Source organism: Roseomonas genomospecies 6 (genome assembly GCF_008365375.1).
Taxonomy (GTDB): domain Bacteria; phylum Pseudomonadota; class Alphaproteobacteria; order Azospirillales; family Azospirillaceae; genus Azospirillum.
Genome location: NZ_QOKW01000021.1, coordinates 44,411 through 62,895 on the forward strand (window position 1 = coordinate 44,411; position 18,485 = coordinate 62,895).

Annotated in this window: 11 protein-coding genes; 7 read left to right on the plus strand and 4 right to left on the minus strand. The window is 68.6% G+C overall.

What is annotated here, in order from left to right; translation table 11 throughout:
• Window position 1: 1 nt before the first annotated feature.
• Window positions 2–1,450 (minus strand): helix-turn-helix domain-containing protein, encoded by a 1,449-nt coding sequence (locus DS843_RS22175; protein WP_149471008.1) that lies wholly within the window; start codon window positions 1,448–1,450, stop codon window positions 2–4.
• A 220-nt stretch (window positions 1,451–1,670) separates the two neighbouring features.
• On the opposite strand from DS843_RS22175, the gene DS843_RS22180 reads away from it, so the two are divergent.
• The 5 genes from DS843_RS22180 to DS843_RS22200 all read left to right on the plus strand — a co-directional run bounded on the left by DS843_RS22180 (window position 1,671) and on the right by DS843_RS22200 (window position 8,967).
• Window positions 1,671–3,203, plus strand: a complete 1,533-nt coding sequence (locus DS843_RS22180) for an acyl-CoA carboxylase subunit beta (protein ID WP_149471009.1) — start codon at window positions 1,671–1,673, stop codon at window positions 3,201–3,203.
• Window positions 3,204–3,217: 14 nt separating this feature from the next.
• A complete protein-coding gene (locus tag DS843_RS22185; protein WP_475849325.1) occupies window positions 3,218–5,227 on the plus strand; it encodes an acetyl-CoA carboxylase biotin carboxylase subunit in 2,010 nt (669 codons plus the stop codon).
• A 39-nt stretch (window positions 5,228–5,266) separates the two neighbouring features.
• Window positions 5,267–5,860 (plus strand): biotin transporter BioY, encoded by a 594-nt coding sequence (locus tag DS843_RS22190; protein WP_149471010.1) that lies wholly within the window; start codon window positions 5,267–5,269, stop codon window positions 5,858–5,860.
• Between the two features lie 178 nt (window positions 5,861–6,038).
• Complete coding sequence (gene scpA / locus DS843_RS22195) at window positions 6,039–8,192, plus strand: methylmalonyl-CoA mutase (RefSeq protein WP_149471011.1); 2,154 nt, start codon at window positions 6,039–6,041, stop codon at window positions 8,190–8,192.
• Window positions 8,193–8,274: 82 nt separating this feature from the next.
• Entirely contained in the window at window positions 8,275–8,967 is a 693-nt protein-coding gene (locus DS843_RS22200; protein WP_149471012.1) for a DUF2161 domain-containing phosphodiesterase, read from the plus strand.
• Window positions 8,968–8,974: 7 nt separating this feature from the next.
• Here DS843_RS22200 and DS843_RS22205 read toward each other — a convergent pair whose 3' ends face one another.
• The 3 genes from DS843_RS22205 to DS843_RS22215 form a co-directional block, all read right to left on the minus strand.
• A complete protein-coding gene (locus DS843_RS22205; RefSeq protein ID WP_149471013.1) occupies window positions 8,975–11,137 on the minus strand; it encodes a tetratricopeptide repeat protein in 2,163 nt (720 codons plus the stop codon).
• A gap of 133 nt (window positions 11,138–11,270) precedes the next feature.
• A complete protein-coding gene (locus tag DS843_RS22210) occupies window positions 11,271–12,644 on the minus strand; it encodes a sigma-54-dependent transcriptional regulator (RefSeq protein ID WP_149471014.1) in 1,374 nt (457 codons plus the stop codon).
• On the minus strand, window positions 12,641–14,362 hold the full coding sequence (locus DS843_RS22215; protein WP_149471015.1) for a sensor histidine kinase: 1,722 nt from the start codon (window positions 14,360–14,362) through the stop codon (window positions 12,641–12,643). The genes DS843_RS22210 and DS843_RS22215 overlap by 4 nt, the downstream gene beginning before the upstream one ends.
• Window positions 14,363–14,664: 302 nt before the next feature.
• Between DS843_RS22215 and DS843_RS22220 the strand changes: the two genes are divergently transcribed.
• Complete coding sequence (locus DS843_RS22220; RefSeq protein WP_149471016.1) at window positions 14,665–15,966, plus strand: dicarboxylate/amino acid:cation symporter; 1,302 nt, start codon at window positions 14,665–14,667, stop codon at window positions 15,964–15,966.
• A 179-nt stretch (window positions 15,967–16,145) separates the two neighbouring features.
• Entirely contained in the window at window positions 16,146–18,464 is a 2,319-nt protein-coding gene (locus DS843_RS22225) for an NADP-dependent malic enzyme (protein WP_149471017.1), read from the plus strand.
• The last annotated feature ends 21 nt before the right edge of the window (window positions 18,465–18,485 follow it).

Genomic DNA, 18,485 nt, shown 5'->3' on the forward strand with positions numbered 1-18,485 from the left:
CTCACACCTTGTCCACGGCCTGCCCTTCCTGCGTGAACAGGTACGGCACGAAGCTGCGGTGGTGCTCGTCCACCGACAACTGGCTGCCGATGGGCGGGAAGGCGCGCTGCTGGCAGTCGGTGCGCTCGCAGATGCGGCAGTTCACGCCGATGGGGACGGCGGCGGCCTCGTTGGAGGTGTCGATGCCGGCGGCGTAGACGATCTCGTTGGCGTGGGTCGCCTCGCAGCCCAGCCCCACGGCGAACTGGCGCGACGGCTTCAGATAGGCGCCGCCGCGCTTGGTCACCGTGCGGGCGATGCCGATGTAGGTGGTGCGGTCGGGCATGGTGGCGAACTGCACCAGGATCTTGCCGGGCTGGGCGAAGGCCTCGTGCACGTTCCACAGCGGGCAGGCGCCGCCGAATCGCGCGAAGTGGAAGCGCGTGGCCGAATGGCGCTTGGTGATGTTGCCGGCCATATCCACCCGCACGAAGTAGAAGGGCAGGCCCCGCGCCCCCGGCCTCTGCAGGGTGGACAGCCGGTGGCAGACCTGCTCGAAGCTGGCGCCGAAGCGGCTTTGCAACTGCTCCACGTCGTGGCGCAGCGCGCGGGCCTGGGCGGCGAAGGCGCGGTAGGGCAGGACCAGCGCGCCCGCGAAGTAGTTCGCAAGCCCGACCCGGCAGATCGACCGCGCGTCCTCGCTGGAGAATTTCGCCTGGGCGACCAGATCCTCGATCATGTCGCCGAATCCCAGCAGGGCGATCTGGTGCGCCATGTGGAAGGCGCGGCTCGGGCCGTTCAGCAGGGCGGACAGGCGCAGCGTGCCGGTGCTTTCGTCGTAGCTGCGCATGGCCGTCTCGCCGTCGTCGGCGACGATCTTCACCCGCACGTCGTGCCGCCGCTTCAGATAGGCGGCCAACTCGTTCAGCAAGGCGCCGGAGTGGATCTTCTCGGTGTCCCACAGCTTTTCCGCCGCTTCGTCCAGCGGGCCGATGTAGTTGTTGCAGTAGTGGAAATAGTCGCGGACCTCCTCGTAAGGGAACTGAGGCCCGGCGAAGGTGTCGCTCTGTTCCTGGTTCGACAGGCTGTCGGCCAGCGATTGCACCCGCTCGTGCAGTTTCTGGTAGGCTTGATGCAGGCTCAGCACGCGGCGGGCCAGTTCGGGGCTGGAGCCCACGGCGCTGCGCAGTTCCGCGTTCGTCAGCGGCGCTCCGGCGAACAGGGGGTCGGCCAGGGCCTCGCGCAGGTCGGCGACCAGACGGCTGTCCTCGTCCTCCACGAAGTTGGACAGGTCCACCTCGAACACGGCGGAGATCTTCAGCAGGACCGGCAGGGTCAGCGGACGCTGGTTGTTCTCGATCTGATTCAGATAGCTCGGCGACAGGTCCAGCGTCTTGGCGAGCGCCGCCTGGGTCAGCCCACGCTGCTCGCGCAGCCGGCGGAGCTTGTAGCCGAGGAAGAGCTTTTGCATGGAAATTGCCTACCACCGAAAGATTATGTCAAAGTGCATATTCGCAATCTTGGCAAACCGTGCGCTGCGTTTGCAAATATGTTCGCAACTTCGCACATTTTTAGCGCCCGGCCAATTGCCCTCTTGTGAATCCTGTGAATAATCCAGGCGTTCCGGTGAGGGGGCCGCTGCCACAAGGTTCGCAAGGTCCTCCGCCGCTCGCCAAAGTGGGAAACGCCTGATGCAAGAAATTCTGGCCAAGTTGGACGCCATGCGCTCCGGGGCGCGGCTGGGCGGCGGTGAAAAGCGCATCGCCTCCCAGCATGCCAAGGGCAAGCTGACCGCGCGCGAGCGCATCGAACTCTTCCTCGACGAAGGCTCGTTCGAGGAGTTCGACATGTTCGTGCAGCACCGCTGCAACGACTTCGGCATGGAAGGCCAGAAGGTTCCCGGCGACGGCGTCGTCACCGGCCACGGCACGGTGAACGGGCGTCTCGTCTTCGTCTTCAGCCAGGACTTCACGGTCTTCGGCGGCTCGCTGTCGGAAGCGCACGCCGAGAAGATCTGCAAGATCATGGATCAGGCGATGAAGGTCGGCGCGCCGGTCATCGGCCTGAACGATTCGGGCGGCGCCCGCATCCAGGAGGGCGTGGCCTCGCTCGGCGGCTACGCCGAGGTGTTCCAGCGCAACGTCAACGCCTCGGGCGTCATCCCGCAGATCTCCCTGATCATGGGGCCGTGCGCGGGCGGGGCGGTGTATTCGCCGGCCATGACCGACTTCATCTTCATGGTGAAGGACAGCTCCTACATGTTCGTGACCGGCCCGGACGTGGTGAAGACGGTCACGCACGAGGTGGTCACGGCGGAAGAGCTGGGCGGTGCCGTCACGCACTCCAGCAAGTCCGGCGTTGCCGACATGGCCTTCGAGAACGACGTGGAGGCGCTGCTGCAACTGCGCCGCTTCATCGACTTCCTGCCGGCCTCCAACCGCGAGCGGGCGCCGGAGCGTCCCTGCACCGACCCGATCGACCGCGACGACCTGTCGCTCGACACGCTGGTGCCGGAGAACCCGAACAAGCCCTACGACATGAAGGAGCTGATCCTCAAGACGGTCGACGAGGGCGACTTCTTCGAGCTTCAGCCGGACTACGCCAAGAACATCATCATCGGCTTCGGCCGCATGAACGGCAGCACGGTCGGCATCGTCGCCAACCAGCCGATGGTGCTCGCCGGCTGCCTGGACATCGACAGTTCCAAGAAGGCCGCGCGCTTCGTGCGCTTCTGCGACGCCTTCGAGATTCCGATCCTCACCCTGGTGGACGTCCCCGGCTTCATGCCCGGCACCTCGCAGGAATATGGCGGCATCATCAAGCACGGCGCGAAGCTGCTGTTCGCCTACGCCGAGGCCACCGTGCCGAAGATCACCGTCATCACGCGCAAGGCCTACGGCGGCGCCTATGACGTGATGGCGTCCAAGCATCTGCGCGGCGACATCAACTACGCCTGGCCGTCGGCGGAGATCGCGGTGATGGGGCCGAAGGGTGCGGTGGAGATCATCTTCCGCGGCGACATCGGCGACACCGCCAAGATCGAGGCGCGGACCGAGGAATACCGGCAGAAGTTCGCCAACCCGTTCGTCGCGGCGTCGCGCGGCTACATCGACGACGTCATCATGCCGCACGGCACCCGCCGGCGCGTCATCAAGGCGCTGTCCATGCTGAAGAACAAGCAGCTCCAGAATCCCTGGCGCAAGCACGACAACATCCCGCTCTGAAGGCGCGCCGCCCCATGACGACCATGTTCTCCAAGATCCTGATCGCGAACCGCGGCGAGATCGCCTGCCGCGTCATCCGCACGGCGCGCCGCATGGGCATCAAGACGGTCGCCGTCTATTCCGATGCCGACAAGAACGCCCTGCACGTCGAGATGGCCGACGAGGCCGTCCACATCGGCGCCGCCCCCTCGGCGCAGAGCTACTTGCTGATCGACCGCATCGTCGACGCCTGCAAGAAGACCGGTGCCCAGGCCGTCCATCCCGGCTACGGCTTCCTGTCGGAGAAGCGCGAGTTCCAGGAGGCGCTAGCCGCCGCCGGGGTCGCCTTCATCGGCCCGGACGCCCACGCCATCCAGGCCATGGGCGACAAGATCGAGTCCAAGAAGCTGGCCAAGGCCGCGGGCGTCAGCACGGTGCCCGGCTATCTGGGCGTCATCGCCGACGACAACGAGGCGGTCACCATCGCCCGCGACATCGGCTATCCGGTGATGATCAAGGCGTCGGCGGGCGGCGGCGGCAAGGGCATGCGCGTGGCCTGGAACGACGAGGAGGCCCGCGAAGGCTTCCGGTCGGCCCAGAACGAGGCGCGCTCCTCCTTCGCCGACGACCGCGTCTTCGTCGAGAAGTACATCCAGCAGCCGCGCCACATCGAGATCCAGGTGCTGGCGGATGGGCAGGGCACGGCCCTGTATCTGGGCGAGCGTGAATGCTCGATCCAGCGCCGCCACCAGAAGGTCATCGAAGAGGCGCCGTCGCCCTTCCTCGACGCCGCGACCCGCAAGGCGATGGGCGAGCAGGCCGTGGCGCTGGCCCGCGCCGTGGACTACAAGTCCGCCGGCACGGTCGAGTTCATCGTCGACGCGGAGCGCAACTTCTACTTCCTGGAGATGAACACGCGCCTTCAGGTGGAGCATCCGGTCACCGAGCTGATCACCGGCCTCGACCTCGTGGAACTGATGATCCGCGTCGCGGCGGGCGAGAAGCTCACTCTGAAGCAGGACGACATCCACCTGCACGGCTGGGCCATCGAGTCCCGCGTCTATGCGGAGGACCCCTTCCGCAACTTCCTGCCCTCCACCGGCCGGCTGACCCATTACCGCCCGCCGTCGGAGGACCCGCATGTCCGCGTGGACACCGGCGTCTACGAGGGCGGCGAGATCTCCATGTTCTACGACCCCATGATCGCCAAGCTGTGCAGTTGGGGTTCCACGCGCGACGCCGCCATCGCCCGCATGCGCGAGGCGCTGGACCAGTATTACATCCGCGGCGTCAGCCACAACATTCCGTTCCTCGCCTCGCTGATGGCCAACCAGCGCTTCGTCGAAGGCCGGCTGACCACCAACTTCATCGCCGAGGAATACCCGAACGGCTTCCACGCCACCGACCTGCCGCCGGAGGACCCGGCGATCCTGATCGCCGTGGCCGCCGTGATCCACCGCTGCCTGAACGACCGCGACATCCAGATCACCGGCAAGATGCCGGGCAACAAGGTCCGGGTGCGCGACGACTGGGTCGTCGTGATGGACGGCAAGCAGCATCCGGTCCATGTCCATCCGGTGGACGGCAGCCCGCAGCGCATCGGCTACTCCGTCGATTTCGAGGGCAAGCACCGCGTGGTGTGGAGCGACTGGAACCTGGGCGAGCCGCTGTTCCGCGGCACCGTGGACGGTCACCATGTCTGCGTCCAGGTGGACCGCGCGGGCGTGGGTTACCGTCTGTCCCACTCCGGCAGCCAGGCGCTGGTGAAGGTGCTGACGCCGAACGCGGCGCGGCTGGACGCGCTGATGCCGGTGAAGGCGCCGCCGGACATGTCGAAGTTCCTGCTGTCGCCGATGCCCGGCCTGCTCGTCTCGGTCGCCGTCACCGAGGGGCAGGAGGTCAAGGCCGGCGAGGTGCTGGCCGTGGTCGAGGCGATGAAGATGGAAAACATCCTGCGCGCGGCGCAGGATGGCACGGTGTCCAAGGTGCACGCGACGCCCGGCTCCAGCCTGGCGGTCGATCAGAAGATCCTGGAGTTCGCGTGAGCCAAGCGGGCTCCGACAAAGAGGGAAAGGTGAAGGACGATGGCTTACGCAAACACGCTGACGCAGCGTGCCTCTTCGCTTCTTGAGACGGTCGCCCCGCGGGGCGGCCTGCTCACCGCCGCCACCGCGGCGGTTCTGGGCAGCCTGCTGCTGGCCGCCTCGGCCAAGGTGCAGGTGCCCTTCTGGCCGGTTCCGATGACGATGCAGAGCATGGTCGTCATCCTGCTGGGCATGGCCTACGGCAGCCGCCTCGCCACGGCGACGGTGCTGCTGTACCTGCTCGAAGGTCTGGCCGGCCTGCCGGTCTTCGCGGGTCCGGGCGCCGGCCCGGCCTACATGGCCGGTCCGACCGCCGGTTATCTGCTGGGCTTCGTTCTGGCCGCCGGTGTCACCGGCTGGCTGGCCGAGCGCGGCTGGGACCGCAGCCCGGTCAAGGCCGTCGCCGCCCTGGCGATCGGCCATGCCCTGCTGTTCGTTCCGGGTGTCGCCTGGATGGCCGTCCTGTTCGGCGGCGAGAAGGCCGTCGCTCTCGGTCTGACGCCGTTCCTGGCCGCCACGGTCCTGAAGACCGCGCTGGGTGCCGCGATCATGCAGGCCGCCTGGAAGGTCGTCACCCGCCGGTCGCAGGCGTAAGAGTACGGGTTGCGCTTGCCCCCACCCTAACCCTCCCCCGCTGGGCGGGGGAGGGGACTTGGGGCACCCCATCTCCCTCCCCCGCCCAGCGGGGGAGGGCCGGGGTGGGGGCAAGCGCCCCACCATTTTCATTCATCGTTCCAAATAATTGAACCACGCGGTGTCGAGGAGGCGTCCCATGTCCGAGTTTCCGAAGAAGACCCAGGCCGACTGGCAGGCGCTCGCCGCCAAGGATCTCGGCGCCAGCGGGACGCCCGACGATCTGGTCTGGAAGACTCCGGAGGGGCTGGACGTCAAGGCCCTCTACACCGCCGACGATCTTGAAGGTCTGGAACTGGACAGCCTGCCCGGCTTTCCGCCCTTCACCCGCGGCCCGCGCGCCACGATGTACGCGGTGAAGCCCTGGACCATCCGCCAGTACGCCGGCTTCTCCACTGCCGAGGAATCCAACGCCTTCTACAAGGCGAACCTGAAGGCCGGGCAGATGGGCCTGTCGGTCGCCTTCGACCTCGCCACCCATCGCGGCTATGACAGCGACCACCCGCGCGTCGTCGGTGACGTGGGCAAGGCCGGTGTCGCCATCGACAGCGTCGAGGACATGAAGATCCTCTTCGACGGCATCCCGCTCGACAAGATGTCGGTGTCGATGACCATGAACGGCGCGGTGCTGCCGATCCTCGCCGGCTACATCGTCGCGGCGGAAGAGCAGGGCGTCAGCCAGGACAAGCTGAGCGGGACCATCCAGAACGACATCCTCAAGGAGTTCATGGTCCGCAACACCTACATCTACCCGCCCGAACCCTCGATGCGGATCATCGCGGACATCATCGAGTACACGGCGCTGAACATGCCGAAGTTCAACTCGATCTCGATCTCCGGCTACCACATGCAGGAAGCCGGGGCGACGGCGGTGCAGGAGCTGGCCTTCACCATCGCCGACGGCCTCGAATACGTCCGCGCCGCCATGTCGAAGGGGCTTCCGGTCGACAAGTTCGCGCCGCGCCTGTCCTTCTTCTTCTCCATCGGCATGAACTTCTTCATGGAGATCGCCAAGCTGCGCGCCGCGCGCCTGCTGTGGTCCACCCTGATGAAGCAGAAGTTCGATCCGAAGGACGCCCGCTCGCTGGCCTTGCGCACCCATTGCCAGACCTCCGGCGTCAGCTTGACCGAGCAGGACCCCTACAACAACGTCATCCGCACCACCATCGAGGCGATGGCCGCGGTGCTGGGCGGCACCCAGTCGCTGCACACCAACGCCTTCGACGAGGCGCTGGGCCTGCCGACCAAATTCTCCGCCCGCATCGCCCGCAACACCCAGCTCATCATCGCCGAGGAGTCGGGGGTCACCAACGTGGTCGATCCGCTGGGCGGCTCCTACTACATCGAGAATCTGACCCACAGCCTCGCCAACGCCGCGCTCGACCTCATCAACAAGGTCGAGGATCTGGGCGGCATGACCAAGGCGGTGGACAGCGGCATGCCCAAGCTGCTGATCGAGGAGGCCGCCGCCCGCCGTCAGGCCCGCGTCGATCGTGGCGAGGAGGTGATCGTCGGCGTCAACAAGTACCGTCCGGAAAACCCCGAGATGGTCGACGTGCTGGACATCGACAACACCGCGGTCCGCGAGTCCCAGATCGCCCGCCTCAACCAGGTCCGCGCCGGCCGCGACGACGCCAAGTGCCGCGCCGCCCTGGAGGCCCTGACCAAGGCCGCTGCGGAGAAGTCCGGCAACCTGCTGGCCCTGTCGGTGGAGGCCACCCGAGCCCGCGCCACGGTCGGCGAGATTTCCGACGCTCTGGAGAAGGCCTTCACCCGCCATGTGGCGGTCATCCGCTCCGTCTCCGGCGTCTACGGTGCCGCCTACGAGGGCGACGAGGGCTTCAAGAAGATCCAGGAGGAGGTGTCCGCCTTCGCCGCCGAGGAAGGCCGCCGCCCGCGCATCCTCGTCGTGAAGATGGGCCAGGACGGCCACGACCGCGGCGCCAAGGTGATCGCCACCAGCTTCGCCGACATCGGCTTCGACGTGGACATCGGGCCGCTGTTCCAGACCCCGGACGAGGCCGCCCGTCAGGCGGTGGAGAACGACGTGCACGTCATCGGCGTGTCGTCGCAGGCCGCCGGCCACAAGACCCTGGTCCCGCAACTGGTCGAGGAGCTTCGCAAGCAGGGCGCCGGGGACATTCTGGTGGTCTGCGGCGGCGTGATCCCGCCCCAGGATTACGACTATCTCTACAAGGCCGGTGCGGCGGCGATCTACGGCCCCGGCACCAACATCCCGAAGGCGGCGTCCGACATCCTGTCGATCCTGCGCAAGCAGAAGGCCGCGGCGTAACCTCGGCCTGCACTTTTCCCCTCCCCCGCCCAGCGGGGGAGGGTTAGGGTGGGGGCTCCGTCCAGAACGCACCCCACCTCCCTTGACCATCGCCGCCGAAACCGACCTCTACGCTCCCGTCAAAGCCTTCCTCGAAGCCCAGGGCTATGACGTGAAGGCTGAAATCCACGGCTGCGACCTCGTGGCGGTGCGCGGGGCCGAGCCGCCGCTGATCGTCGAACTGAAGAAGCGCTTCACGCTGGACCTGCTGCTTCAGGGGGTGGACCGGCTCGCCCTGACCGACACCGTGTATCTCGCCGTGCCGCAGCCCGGGCGCAAGGCCAGCGGCGCGTCGCCTCACGACAGCGGGGTGCGAAAGCTGTGCCGGCGGCTGGGCGTCGGGCTGCTGGTCGTGGACACCGGTCGGGCGGCGGGGCACGAGGTGGAGGTTCTGCTCGACCCCGTTCCCTACAGCCCGCGCAAGGACAGGAAGCGCACCGCCCGCCTGCTGGGGGAGCACGCCCGGCGCCGGGGCGATCCCAATCGCGGCGGGTCCACCCGCGTGCCCATCGTCACCGCCTACCGCCAGGACGCGCTGCGCTGCGCCCGGCTGTTGCAGGGCGGTCCGCTGTCGCTGAAGGCGCTGCGCGCCGCCGGGGCGCCGAAGGACGCAGCGGCGATTCTCCAGCGCAACGTCTACGGCTGGTTCGAGCGGATCGCCAAGGGCACTTACGGGTTGAGCGAGGCCGGCATCCAGGGCGTGGAGACCTTCGCCCACGCTCTCGCGGCCGAGTAGGCGTCCCTTACCGCGCCGACGCGCACCAGCGCCGCCAGAGTTTGCGGAAGGCGGCCTCGTAGGCGCGGGCCAGCGCCGGGACGTCGCCGAGCGGGGAGGCCGCGACACGGCCCCGCAAACCGGCGCGCAGGGCGGCCAGCGCGTCGAGGTCGGCGGCCAGCGCCGCCGCGCGGGCGGCGTAGGCGTCGGCATTGGGGGCGATCAGGTCCGGCAGTCCGGCGGAGGTCATGATGGCGCCGCCGACCCGCGCGATTCCCAGGTCGCGGGGGCGCCCCGCCGGAACCACCACGGGCACCCCCATCCACAGCGCCTCGCAGGTCGTCGTGTGGCCGTTGTAGGGGGTGGGGTCCAGCCCGATGTCCACATCGTTGTAATCGGCGAAGTTGGCGCGGATGCCGGAGGGCGGCAGGCGAAGCTCCAGCCGGTCCGCCGTCACGCCGTGGCGGGCGAACAGCCCGATCAGATGGGCGCGCGAGGCCGGATCGCGCATCGCCTTGTATTTCAGCAGCAGGCGGGAGCCGGGAACGGCCTTCAGGGCGCCCGCCCACAGGTCCGCCGTCTCCTCGGTGATCTTGCTGGGGTTGTTGAAGGAGCCGAACGTGACGAAACCGTTGCGCAGCGCGGGCAGGGGTCCGACCTCCGGCGCTTCCGGAGGCCCCTGATAGGCCCAGGAGAAGCGGGGGAGCCGCAGCAACGGCTCGGCGTAATGCGCCTCCTCGCCCGGCGGGGCGAGCAGGGCGTCAGTGATGCAGGCGTCGAAGCGGTCGATGCCGGTCGTCACGATGACCACCGCCGTGGTCACCTGCACCGGCGCCGGGCGCCGGGTGAAGACGCCCAAACGGTTGCCCGCCGTGTGGGCGGCCAGATCGACCAGCACGTCCACACCGTCCTGCCTTATCCGGGAGGCCAGTTCCTCCTCGGTCAGCGGAGCCGCCTCGCACCAGCGGTCGGCCAGGGCGCGGAAACGATCCGTCTTGGCGTCGGGGGCGGTGACGGTCGAATAGAACAGCAGTTCCACCGCCGACCGGTCGAAGGCGCGGAACAGCGGCTCCATGTAGAAGGAGAAGGCGTGGTGGCGGAAATCGCCGGACACCAACCCGATGCGCAGGCGGCGCTCCGGGTCGGGATCGTTCGCCGGGCGCGGCATGGGCTCCGCGACCGCGAAACGTTCCGCCCAGCGCCGCGACTCCTTCAGAAGGTCCGGGCCATCCTGACCGCTGCGGTAGAGCAGGGCGCACAGGTGGCGGCTGCGCGCGTCGCGGTCGTCGGGGTTGAGCCGGACGGCCCGGCGGAGCAGCGGAAGCGACTCCTCCACCCGCCCCATCAACCCCAGCGCCCCCGCGAGATTGCTGAACGCCCCGGCATGCCCCGGTTGCAGCGCGAGTGCCCGCCGCGCCGCCTCCGCCGCCGCGCCGTAGCGTCCCATGGCCTCGGCGGCGGCGGACAGGTTGACCCAGCCATCGACATGGCCGGGCTGCACCGCCAGCGCCCGCCGGCAGGCGGCGGCGCCGTCCGCGGAGCGCCCGGCTTCGTCGAGCAGCAGGCCCAGGTTGCTCAAGGCTTCGGCATGGCCGGGGTCGAGCGCCAGCGTGCGGCGGAACTCCCGCAGGGCACAGGTCCGGTCGCCCAGCGCGTAGAGCGCCGCCGCGCGGTCGAAGCGGATGCCCGCGTCGTCCGGCATCAGCCGCACCGACCGCGCCAGCAGCGCCGCGGCCTCCGCCCGCCCGCCGGCGTCGCGGTGGGGCCGCGCCATGATCTGCAACAGCAGGGCCGCGCGGCCCGACGCGCGGTGGTCGCCGGGCACCAGCCGCACCGCGCGCTCCAGCGCCGTGACCGCCGCTTCGCGTCGATGGGTGCCGCCATGGGGCAGGGCGTTGCCGAACCGGTACCAGCCCTCCGCCGAGGCGGGAGCCAGCGACAGGGCGCGGCGATAGGCCGCCGCCGCCCGCTCGGGCTGCCCTGCGGCGTCCAGAATGTTGGCGAGGTTGGACGGATAATCCGCCGCGTCGGGACGCAGCGCCATGGCCTCGCCGATCAGTGCCGCGGCTTGCTCCACGCGCCCGGTCTGCCCACACAGCACGCCGAGCAGGTGCCGCGCGTCCGCCTGCTCCGGATCGGCGTCCAGGATGCGCCCGTACAGGATCTCCGCCTCGGCCAACCGTCCGTTCATGTGGTGGTCGAGAGCGGCGGCGAGGGCTTCGGCTATGGTCGCCAGGGCGGGCCTCCGGTGTCCGGGTGCGCGGTTGAGGGTCGGAAGTTCTTTTCGCCCATCGCGGCCCGTCCGTCCACTGCCGGACGGGCGCTCATTCGACGAAATCCTCGCGGCTGAGCCCGTAGCGTTTCAGCTTGTCGTAGAAGGTCTTGCGGGGAATGTTCAGCGCCTCGATGGCGGCCTTCACGCTGCCCTTGGCACGCGCCAGTTCGCTTTCGATCAGGCTCTTCTCGAACAGGTCCACGCGCTCCGCCAGCGACAGGCCGTTGGCCGCCGGGGGTGGAGCGGCGGCGCCCACTGCGGACAGCGCGTCGTCCAACCCCAGGACAAAGCGGTCGGCGGCGTTGCGCAACTCGCGGACGTTGCCGGGCCAGTCGTGGGCCATCAGCCGCTGCACCTGCGCCGGGGACGGCGCGCGCGGCTCGCGGTTGTAGCGGGCGGCGGCCTGGACGACGAAATGCTGGAACAGCAGGGGAATGTCGTCGCGGCGGTCGCGCAGCGGCGGGATGGTCACCACGACGACGTTGAGGCGGTAATAGAGGTCCTCGCGGAACTTGCCCTCGCTGGCCGCCTTGCGCAGGTCCACCTTGGTCGCGGCGACGACGCGCAGGTCCACGGGGATCAGTTCGTTCGAGCCCAGCGGCTCGACCACCCGCTCCTGGATCACCCGCAGCAGCTTGACCTGGAGCGACAGCGGCATGCTCTCGATCTCGTCCAGGAAGAGGGTGCCGCCGCTGGCGTGCTCGATCCGTCCGATGCGGCGCTTGCCGGCCCCGGTGAAGGCCCCGGCCTCATGCCCGAACAGTTCGCTTTCGAAGATCGCCTCGGGCATCGCCCCGCAGTTCAGGGCGACGAAAGGGTTCTTGCGGCGGATGCTGCCGGCGTGGAGCGCGCGGGCGACCATTTCCTTGCCCGTTCCGGTCTCGCCCAGCACCAGCACGTCGGCGTCGGTGTCGGCCACGGCGGCGATGGCCCCGCGCAGCCGCTCGATCCCCGGCGTCCGCCCGACGATGGGGGAGGCGTCCCCGGCGGGCAGTCCGGCCAGCCGGTCGCGCAGGAGCCGGTTCTCCAGGACCAGCCGGCGCTTCTCCACCGCGCGCCGCGTCACCTCGACCAGCCGGTCCGACGGGAAGGGTTTTTCCAGGAAGTCGTAGGCGCCGCGCCGCATCGCTTCCACCGCCATCGGCACGTCGCCGTGGCCGGTGATGAGGATGACCGGCAGCTCGGGGTCCAGCGCCAGGGCGCGTTCCATCAGTTCCAGGCCGTCCATCTGCGGCATGCGCACGTCGGTGACCAGAGCGCCGGGCCAGTCGCGGCCCAGATGCCGCAGGGCGCGCTCCGCCCCGTCGCAGGCGGTGACGTCGAAGCCCGCAAGCTCCAGCGCCTGCTGCCCGGCGAGGCGGACGGCCCGCTCGTCGTCCACGAAAAGGACGGAGCCGCCCGTGGCGATGCTGCCGGTCGTCATGTCTGGGTTTCCCTGCGCTTGAGGCGGACGGTGAAGAGGGCGCCGCCCTCCGGATGGTTGGCGGCGGAAAGGCTGCCGCCGAAATCCTCCACGATGCCGTGGCTGATCGACAGGCCGAGCCCCACCCCGTCGCCCGCCTCCTTGGTCGTGAAGAAGGGCACGAAGATGCGTGGCAGATCGGCCTCCGCGATGCCGGGGCCGCTGTCGTGGACGGTCAGCACCGCCTCGTCCCCTTCCTCGGACAGGGCGATCCGGACATGGCGGCGGGGGGAGCCGCGCATGGCGTCGGCGGCGTTGCCGATCAGGTTGACCAGCACCTGCTGCAACCGCACGTCCTCCCCGGTGACCGGCAGGGGGCCGGGCGGCAGGTCGGTCTCCACCGTCACGGAGTCGCGACGCAGCCGGGCCTCCAGAAGCGCGAGAGCCTGCCCGACGGCGGCCTGGACAGAGACGGGGCCGAGCGTGCCGGACGCCCGCCGGGCGAAGCCCTTCAGGCTGCGGGTGATGGCGGCCATGCGGTCGGTCAGGTCGGCGATTTCGGTCAGGTTGTCGCGCACCGAGTCGGGGCGCCCGCGCTCCAGAAGCACCACGGCGTTGTCGGCGAAGCTGCGGATGGCGGCCAGCGGCTGGTTGATCTCGTGCGCCATGGCCGCCGACATCTGGCCCAGCGCCGCCAGCTTCGCCGCCTGGGTCAGCTCGTTTTCGGTGGCGCGCAGCTCCGCCGTGGCGGCGGCCACGCGGCGCTCCAACTCGACCCGCGCCTCCTCCTGAAGGGCCAGCCGCTCCACGAGATTCAGGCGCCGCTGGGCCAGCGCGTGGCCGGTCAGGGCGGCCAGGGCGACCACCGCGGCGGCGAGCAGGCCGGCCTGCTGGGCGCGGGTGGCGACCGGGGCGAGGCTGGTCAGGGCGTGGATGGTCCAATCGCCGCCGGGTACCGCACCGGATTGCAGGAGGTGGCGCCGCTCCGCGTTCCCCTCCCTCAGCGTGATCCGGTCGGACGCCCCGCCGAAGGCCCAGGGCAGGGTGGGGATCTCCTCGGTCGGGGTGGACTCCGTGGCGGGAAGCGTGACCGGCAGGCGGCGGGGCAGGGCGTTGTAGCGCCAGCCTTCCACGTTGGTGATGAAGACGATGCCGTCCCGGTCGGTGACCAGCACCTTCTCCCGCCCGTGGGACCACGCCCGTTCCAGCTCCTGGAAGCCGACCTTCAGGACCACGACGCCCGCCGCACGCCCCTCTGTGCGGTTTTCCGCCATCACCCGCTGGGCGGTGTAGTAGCCGGGGACGAGCGACGTGGTGCCGAGCGCGAAATGATGCCCTTCCCCCCGCTCCATGGCCGATTGGAAATAGGGGCGGTAGCTGAAATTCTGCCCGACGAAGCTGGCCGGGGCGTTCCAGTTGCTGGCCGCGACGGTGGTGCCCGCCGGGTCCATGACGTAGAGGGCCGAGGCGTTCAGCGTGGCGGCGATGGACTCCAGCCTGCGGTTCATGCGGTCCACCCGCTCCGGGGCGGGATCGCGCAAGAGGTCGGCGACCTCGCGGTCGCGGGCGAGCACCATCGGCACGGCGGCGTGCCGCTCCAGCTCCGTCCGCAGGTTGGATTCATAGAGCGAGAGCTGCGCCGCCCCCTGCTCGCGCAGGGACTCGCTCGCGTTGTCCGCCGCCCAGCCCGCCGCCACCGCCGCGGCCAGAGGCATGCCGACCACCAGAACGGCCAGCATCACCCGCCGCGGCCGGGCGAACCAGCCCCGGTTTTGCGGAAATGTCCAACGGGTGGGGGCGATCCTAACCAACGGTCCTCAGCTCATGCCGCATCGCAACAAGACATCGTGATGTGCGGATTTTCGCACATGGATTCCGGCCCTGTCGTGCGGATTCTGACCCACGCGCTTCGTCGGAGCGCTGCGAATCCTCGCTTTTGTCCTTGGCACACCGCTTGCTTTCACAGGGGCATGACGGGCCGGCCGCCGACCGCGAACCAAGAGCGGCAGCCCCTTCCAAGGAACGCCACGAGGAGACGAGCATGCACGACCAAGGGCAGCCCCAGAAAAAGCCGCTCTACACGAACCTGACCTTTCAGGTTCTGTCCGCCATCACCATCGGCATCCTTCTCGGCCATTTCTATCCGGCCCTTGCGGTGCAGATGAAGCCGCTGGGCGACGTCTTCATCAAGATGATCAAGATGGTCATCGGCCCGATCGTTTTCCTGACCGTCGTCACCGGCATCTCCTCCATCGGCGACATGAAGAAGGTCGGTAAGGTCGGCGGCAAGGCGATCCTGTATTTCGAGATCGTCACCACCTTCGCCCTGGGGCTCGGCCTTCTGGTCGTCAATCTGGTGAAGCCCGGCGCCGGCATGAACATCCAGGCCGGTTCGCTGAAGGCCGATGCCGTTGCCAAATACGCGACCGAGGCGCAGAACCACACCACCATCGACTTCCTGGTCAACATCGTCCCGGACAACGTCGTCGGCGCCTTCGTCAAGGGCGACATGCTGCAGATCCTGTTCTTCGCGGTGATCTTCGGCGTCGCGCTGTCCGCCATGGGACAGAAGGGCAAGGTGGTCGAGGACATGTTCGAGAAGGTGTCGCACGCCATGTTCGGCGTGATCGGCATCCTGATGCGCGTCGCCCCGCTGGGTGCCTTCGGCGCGATGTCCTTCACCATCGGCAAGTACGGCGTGTCGTCGCTGACCTCGCTGGGCCAGCTCATGGCCGCGGTCTACATCACCATGGCGCTGTTCGTCTTCGTCGTGCTGGGCAGCATCGCTCGCCTGTACAACTTCAGCCTGTGGTCCTTCCTGCGCTACATCAAGGACGAGCTTCTGATCGTGCTCGGCACCTCCTCGTCGGAGTCCGTTCTGCCCCGCATGATGGAGAAGATGCAGAAGTTCGGTTGCTCCAAGCACGTCGTCGGCCTCGTCATCCCGACCGGCTATTCCTTCAACCTGGACGGCACCTCCATCTACCTGTCGATGGCCGCGATCTTCATCGCCCAGGCCTTCAACATCGACCTGACGATCTGGCAGCAACTCACCATTCTCGGCCTGCTGATGCTGACCTCGAAGGGGGCGGCTGCGGTCACCGGCGGCGGCTTCGTGACGCTGGCGGCCACCCTGTCGGCCACCGGCCAGCTTCCCATCGAAGGTCTGGCGCTGCTGCTGGGCGTGGACCGCTTCATGTCGGAGGCCCGTGCGATCACCAACCTGATCGGCAACGGCGTCGCCACCGTCGTGGTCGCCAAGATGGAAGGCGAGTTCGACGAGACCAAGGCGGTCGCCGAATACCAGCAGCACTTCAAGGAACCGGCCCTGGCCCGCGTCTGAGGCGGGGCCGGCCTCCGGTCCAACCTCCGGTTCCCGAGGGGGGTGAAAAGGAGAGGGCGGTCCGCCACGGGCTGCCCCTTTCCCATTCCGGTGCTCGGGCAATTCGGGTATAAGCCGGAGGGGAAACAGTTCGTCGTTCGGCAAATTAACTGAAATTAAGTTAAAAGGGGAGAGGACGTATGTCCGGCGACTTCGACGCTATGGCGCTTGAGTACCACCGGAACCCGAAGCCCGGTAAGCTGGCGATCACCGCCACCAAGCCCATGGCGAACCAGCGCGACCTCGCGCTGGCCTACTCGCCGGGCGTGGCCGCGGCGTCCAGCGCCATTGCCGCCGACCCGGCCCAGGCCGCGGAACTGACGGCCCGCGCGAACCTCGTCGCGGTCGTCACCAACGGCACGGCGGTGCTGGGGCTGGGCGACATCGGTCCGATGGCCGCCAAGCCGGTCATGGAAGGCAAGGCCGTCCTCTTCAAGAAGTTCGCCGGCATCGACTGCTTCGACCTGGAGTTGAACGAGAAGGACGTTGACGGCCTGGTGGACACCATCGTCCGCCTGGAGCCGACCTTCGGCGCCATCAACCTGGAAGACATCGCCGCCCCGGCCTGCTTCGAGGTGGAGCGCCGCTGCCGCGAGCGGATGAAGATCCCGGTCTTCCACGACGACCAGCACGGCACCGCCATCGTGGTGGGGGCCGCCGTCCTGAACGGGCTGAAGCTGGTCGGCAAGGACATCTCTACCGTCAAGGTCGTCTCGACCGGCGGCGGGGCCGCGGGCATCGCCTGCCTCGACCTGATGCTCAGCCTGGGCGTGAAGCGCGAAAACGTCTGGCTGGTCGACCGCATCGGCGTGGTCCACAAGGGCCGCAACGAGGAGATGAACCCCTACAAGGACGCCTACGCGCAGGAGACGGACGCCCGCGTGCTGGACGACGTCATCGACGGGGCGGACATCTTCCTGGGCCTGTCCGGCGCCAAGGTGCTGAAGCCCGAAATGCTGATGCGCATGGCGGACAAGCCGCTGGTCCTGGCGCTCGCCAACCCGGAGCCGGAGATCATGCCGGATCTCGCCCGGCAGGCCCGCCCCGACGCCATCATCGCCACGGGCCGGTCGGACTTCCCCAACCAGGTCAACAACGTCCTCTGCTTCCCCTTCATCTTCCGCGGCGCGCTGGACGTCGGCGCGACGACGGTGAACGAGGAGATGAAGATCGCCGCGACCCACGCCATGGCCAGCCTCGCCCAGGCGGAGCCGTCGGACGTGGTGGCCGCCGCCTATGTGGGTGAGAACTTGCGCTTCGGCCCGGACTACATTCTTCCGAAGCCCTTCGACCCCCGTCTGGTCATCGAGGTGTCGTCGGCCGTCGCCAGGGCGGCCATGGAGTCGGGCGTGGCGACTCGCCCCATCGCCGATTTCCGCGCCTACCGCGACAGCTTGGGCCAATACGTCTTCCGCTCCGGCCTCGTCATGAAGCCGGTCATCACCAAGGCGAAGGCGGCGCCCAAGCGCATCGTCTACGCCGAGGGCGAGGACCCGCGCGTCCTGCGCTGCGCCCAGGTGGTGGTGGACGACGGCATCGCCCAACCGATCCTGCTGGGCCGCGCCGACGTGATCGAGCGGACCATCGCCGACATGGGCCTGCGCATCCGCCCCGGCAAGGATGTGGAGGTGATCGAGGCCGCCCGCGACCTGCGCTGCCACAACTACGCCGAGGTCTACCGGCAGCGCATGGGCCGCCGCGGCGTGTCGCCGGCCAACGCGCTGAACGTCGTGCGCACCCAGCCGACCGTCTTCGGCGCGCTGATGGTCCGCCGGGGCGAGGCCGACGGCATGGTCTGTGGCACGTCGGGCCGCTACGGCGACCACTTCAACCACGTCATGGACGTGATCGGCCTGCGCAAGGGCGTGAAGGTGGCTGGCGCCATGAACGGCCTGATCTCGCAGAAGGGCACGCACTTCATCTGCGACACCTACGTCAACCCCGACCCGACCGCCGAGCAGGTGGCCGAGATCGCCCGGCTGGCGGCGGAGGAGGTGAAGCGCTTCGGCATCGAGCCGAAGGTGGCGCTGCTCTCCCACTCCAACTTCGGCAGCGCGGAAACGCCGTCCGCCCGCAAGATGCGGCAGGCCTACCAGCTCATCGCGGAGGAGATGCCCGATCTGGAGGTGGACGGCGAGATGCACGCCGACGCCGCCCTGTCGGAGGTGCTGCGCAAGGGCGTTCTGCCCGACAGCCGCCTGAAGGGCGAGGCGAACCTGCTGGTCATGCCGACGCTGGACGCCGCCAACATCGCCTTCAACATGCTGAAGATCATGGCCGACGCGCAGAATGTCGGGCCGATGCTGCTGGGGGCCGCGCGTCCCGTGCACATCGTCACCCCGTCGGTGACCACGCGCGGTCTGGTCAACATGACGGCGGTGGCGGTTGTGGACGCCCAGCTCGCCGCCCCGGTCAACGCGGCTCCGCGTCCCCCGGCGATGCAGGACGGCGCGGACTGAGCAACAACGGTCGATGATCCC

Coding starts and splice junctions, on each gene's coding strand:
- DS843_RS22175 (WP_149471008.1), bottom strand. CDS start 1,450: ATGCAAAAGCTCTTCCTCGGCTACAAGCTCCGCCGGCTGCGCGAGCAG.
- DS843_RS22180 (WP_149471009.1), top strand. CDS start 1,671: ATGCAAGAAATTCTGGCCAAGTTGGACGCCATGCGCTCCGGGGCGCGG.
- DS843_RS22185 (WP_475849325.1), top strand. CDS start 3,218: ATGACGACCATGTTCTCCAAGATCCTGATCGCGAACCGCGGCGAGATC.
- DS843_RS22190 (WP_149471010.1), top strand. CDS start 5,267: ATGGCTTACGCAAACACGCTGACGCAGCGTGCCTCTTCGCTTCTTGAG.
- scpA (WP_149471011.1), top strand. CDS start 6,039: ATGTCCGAGTTTCCGAAGAAGACCCAGGCCGACTGGCAGGCGCTCGCC.
- DS843_RS22205 (WP_149471013.1), bottom strand. CDS start 11,137: ATGAACGGACGGTTGGCCGAGGCGGAGATCCTGTACGGGCGCATCCTG.
- DS843_RS22210 (WP_149471014.1), bottom strand. CDS start 12,644: ATGACGACCGGCAGCATCGCCACGGGCGGCTCCGTCCTTTTCGTGGAC.
- DS843_RS22215 (WP_149471015.1), bottom strand. CDS start 14,362: ATGCTGGCCGTTCTGGTGGTCGGCATGCCTCTGGCCGCGGCGGTGGCG.
- DS843_RS22220 (WP_149471016.1), top strand. CDS start 14,665: ATGCACGACCAAGGGCAGCCCCAGAAAAAGCCGCTCTACACGAACCTG.
- DS843_RS22225 (WP_149471017.1), top strand. CDS start 16,146: ATGTCCGGCGACTTCGACGCTATGGCGCTTGAGTACCACCGGAACCCG.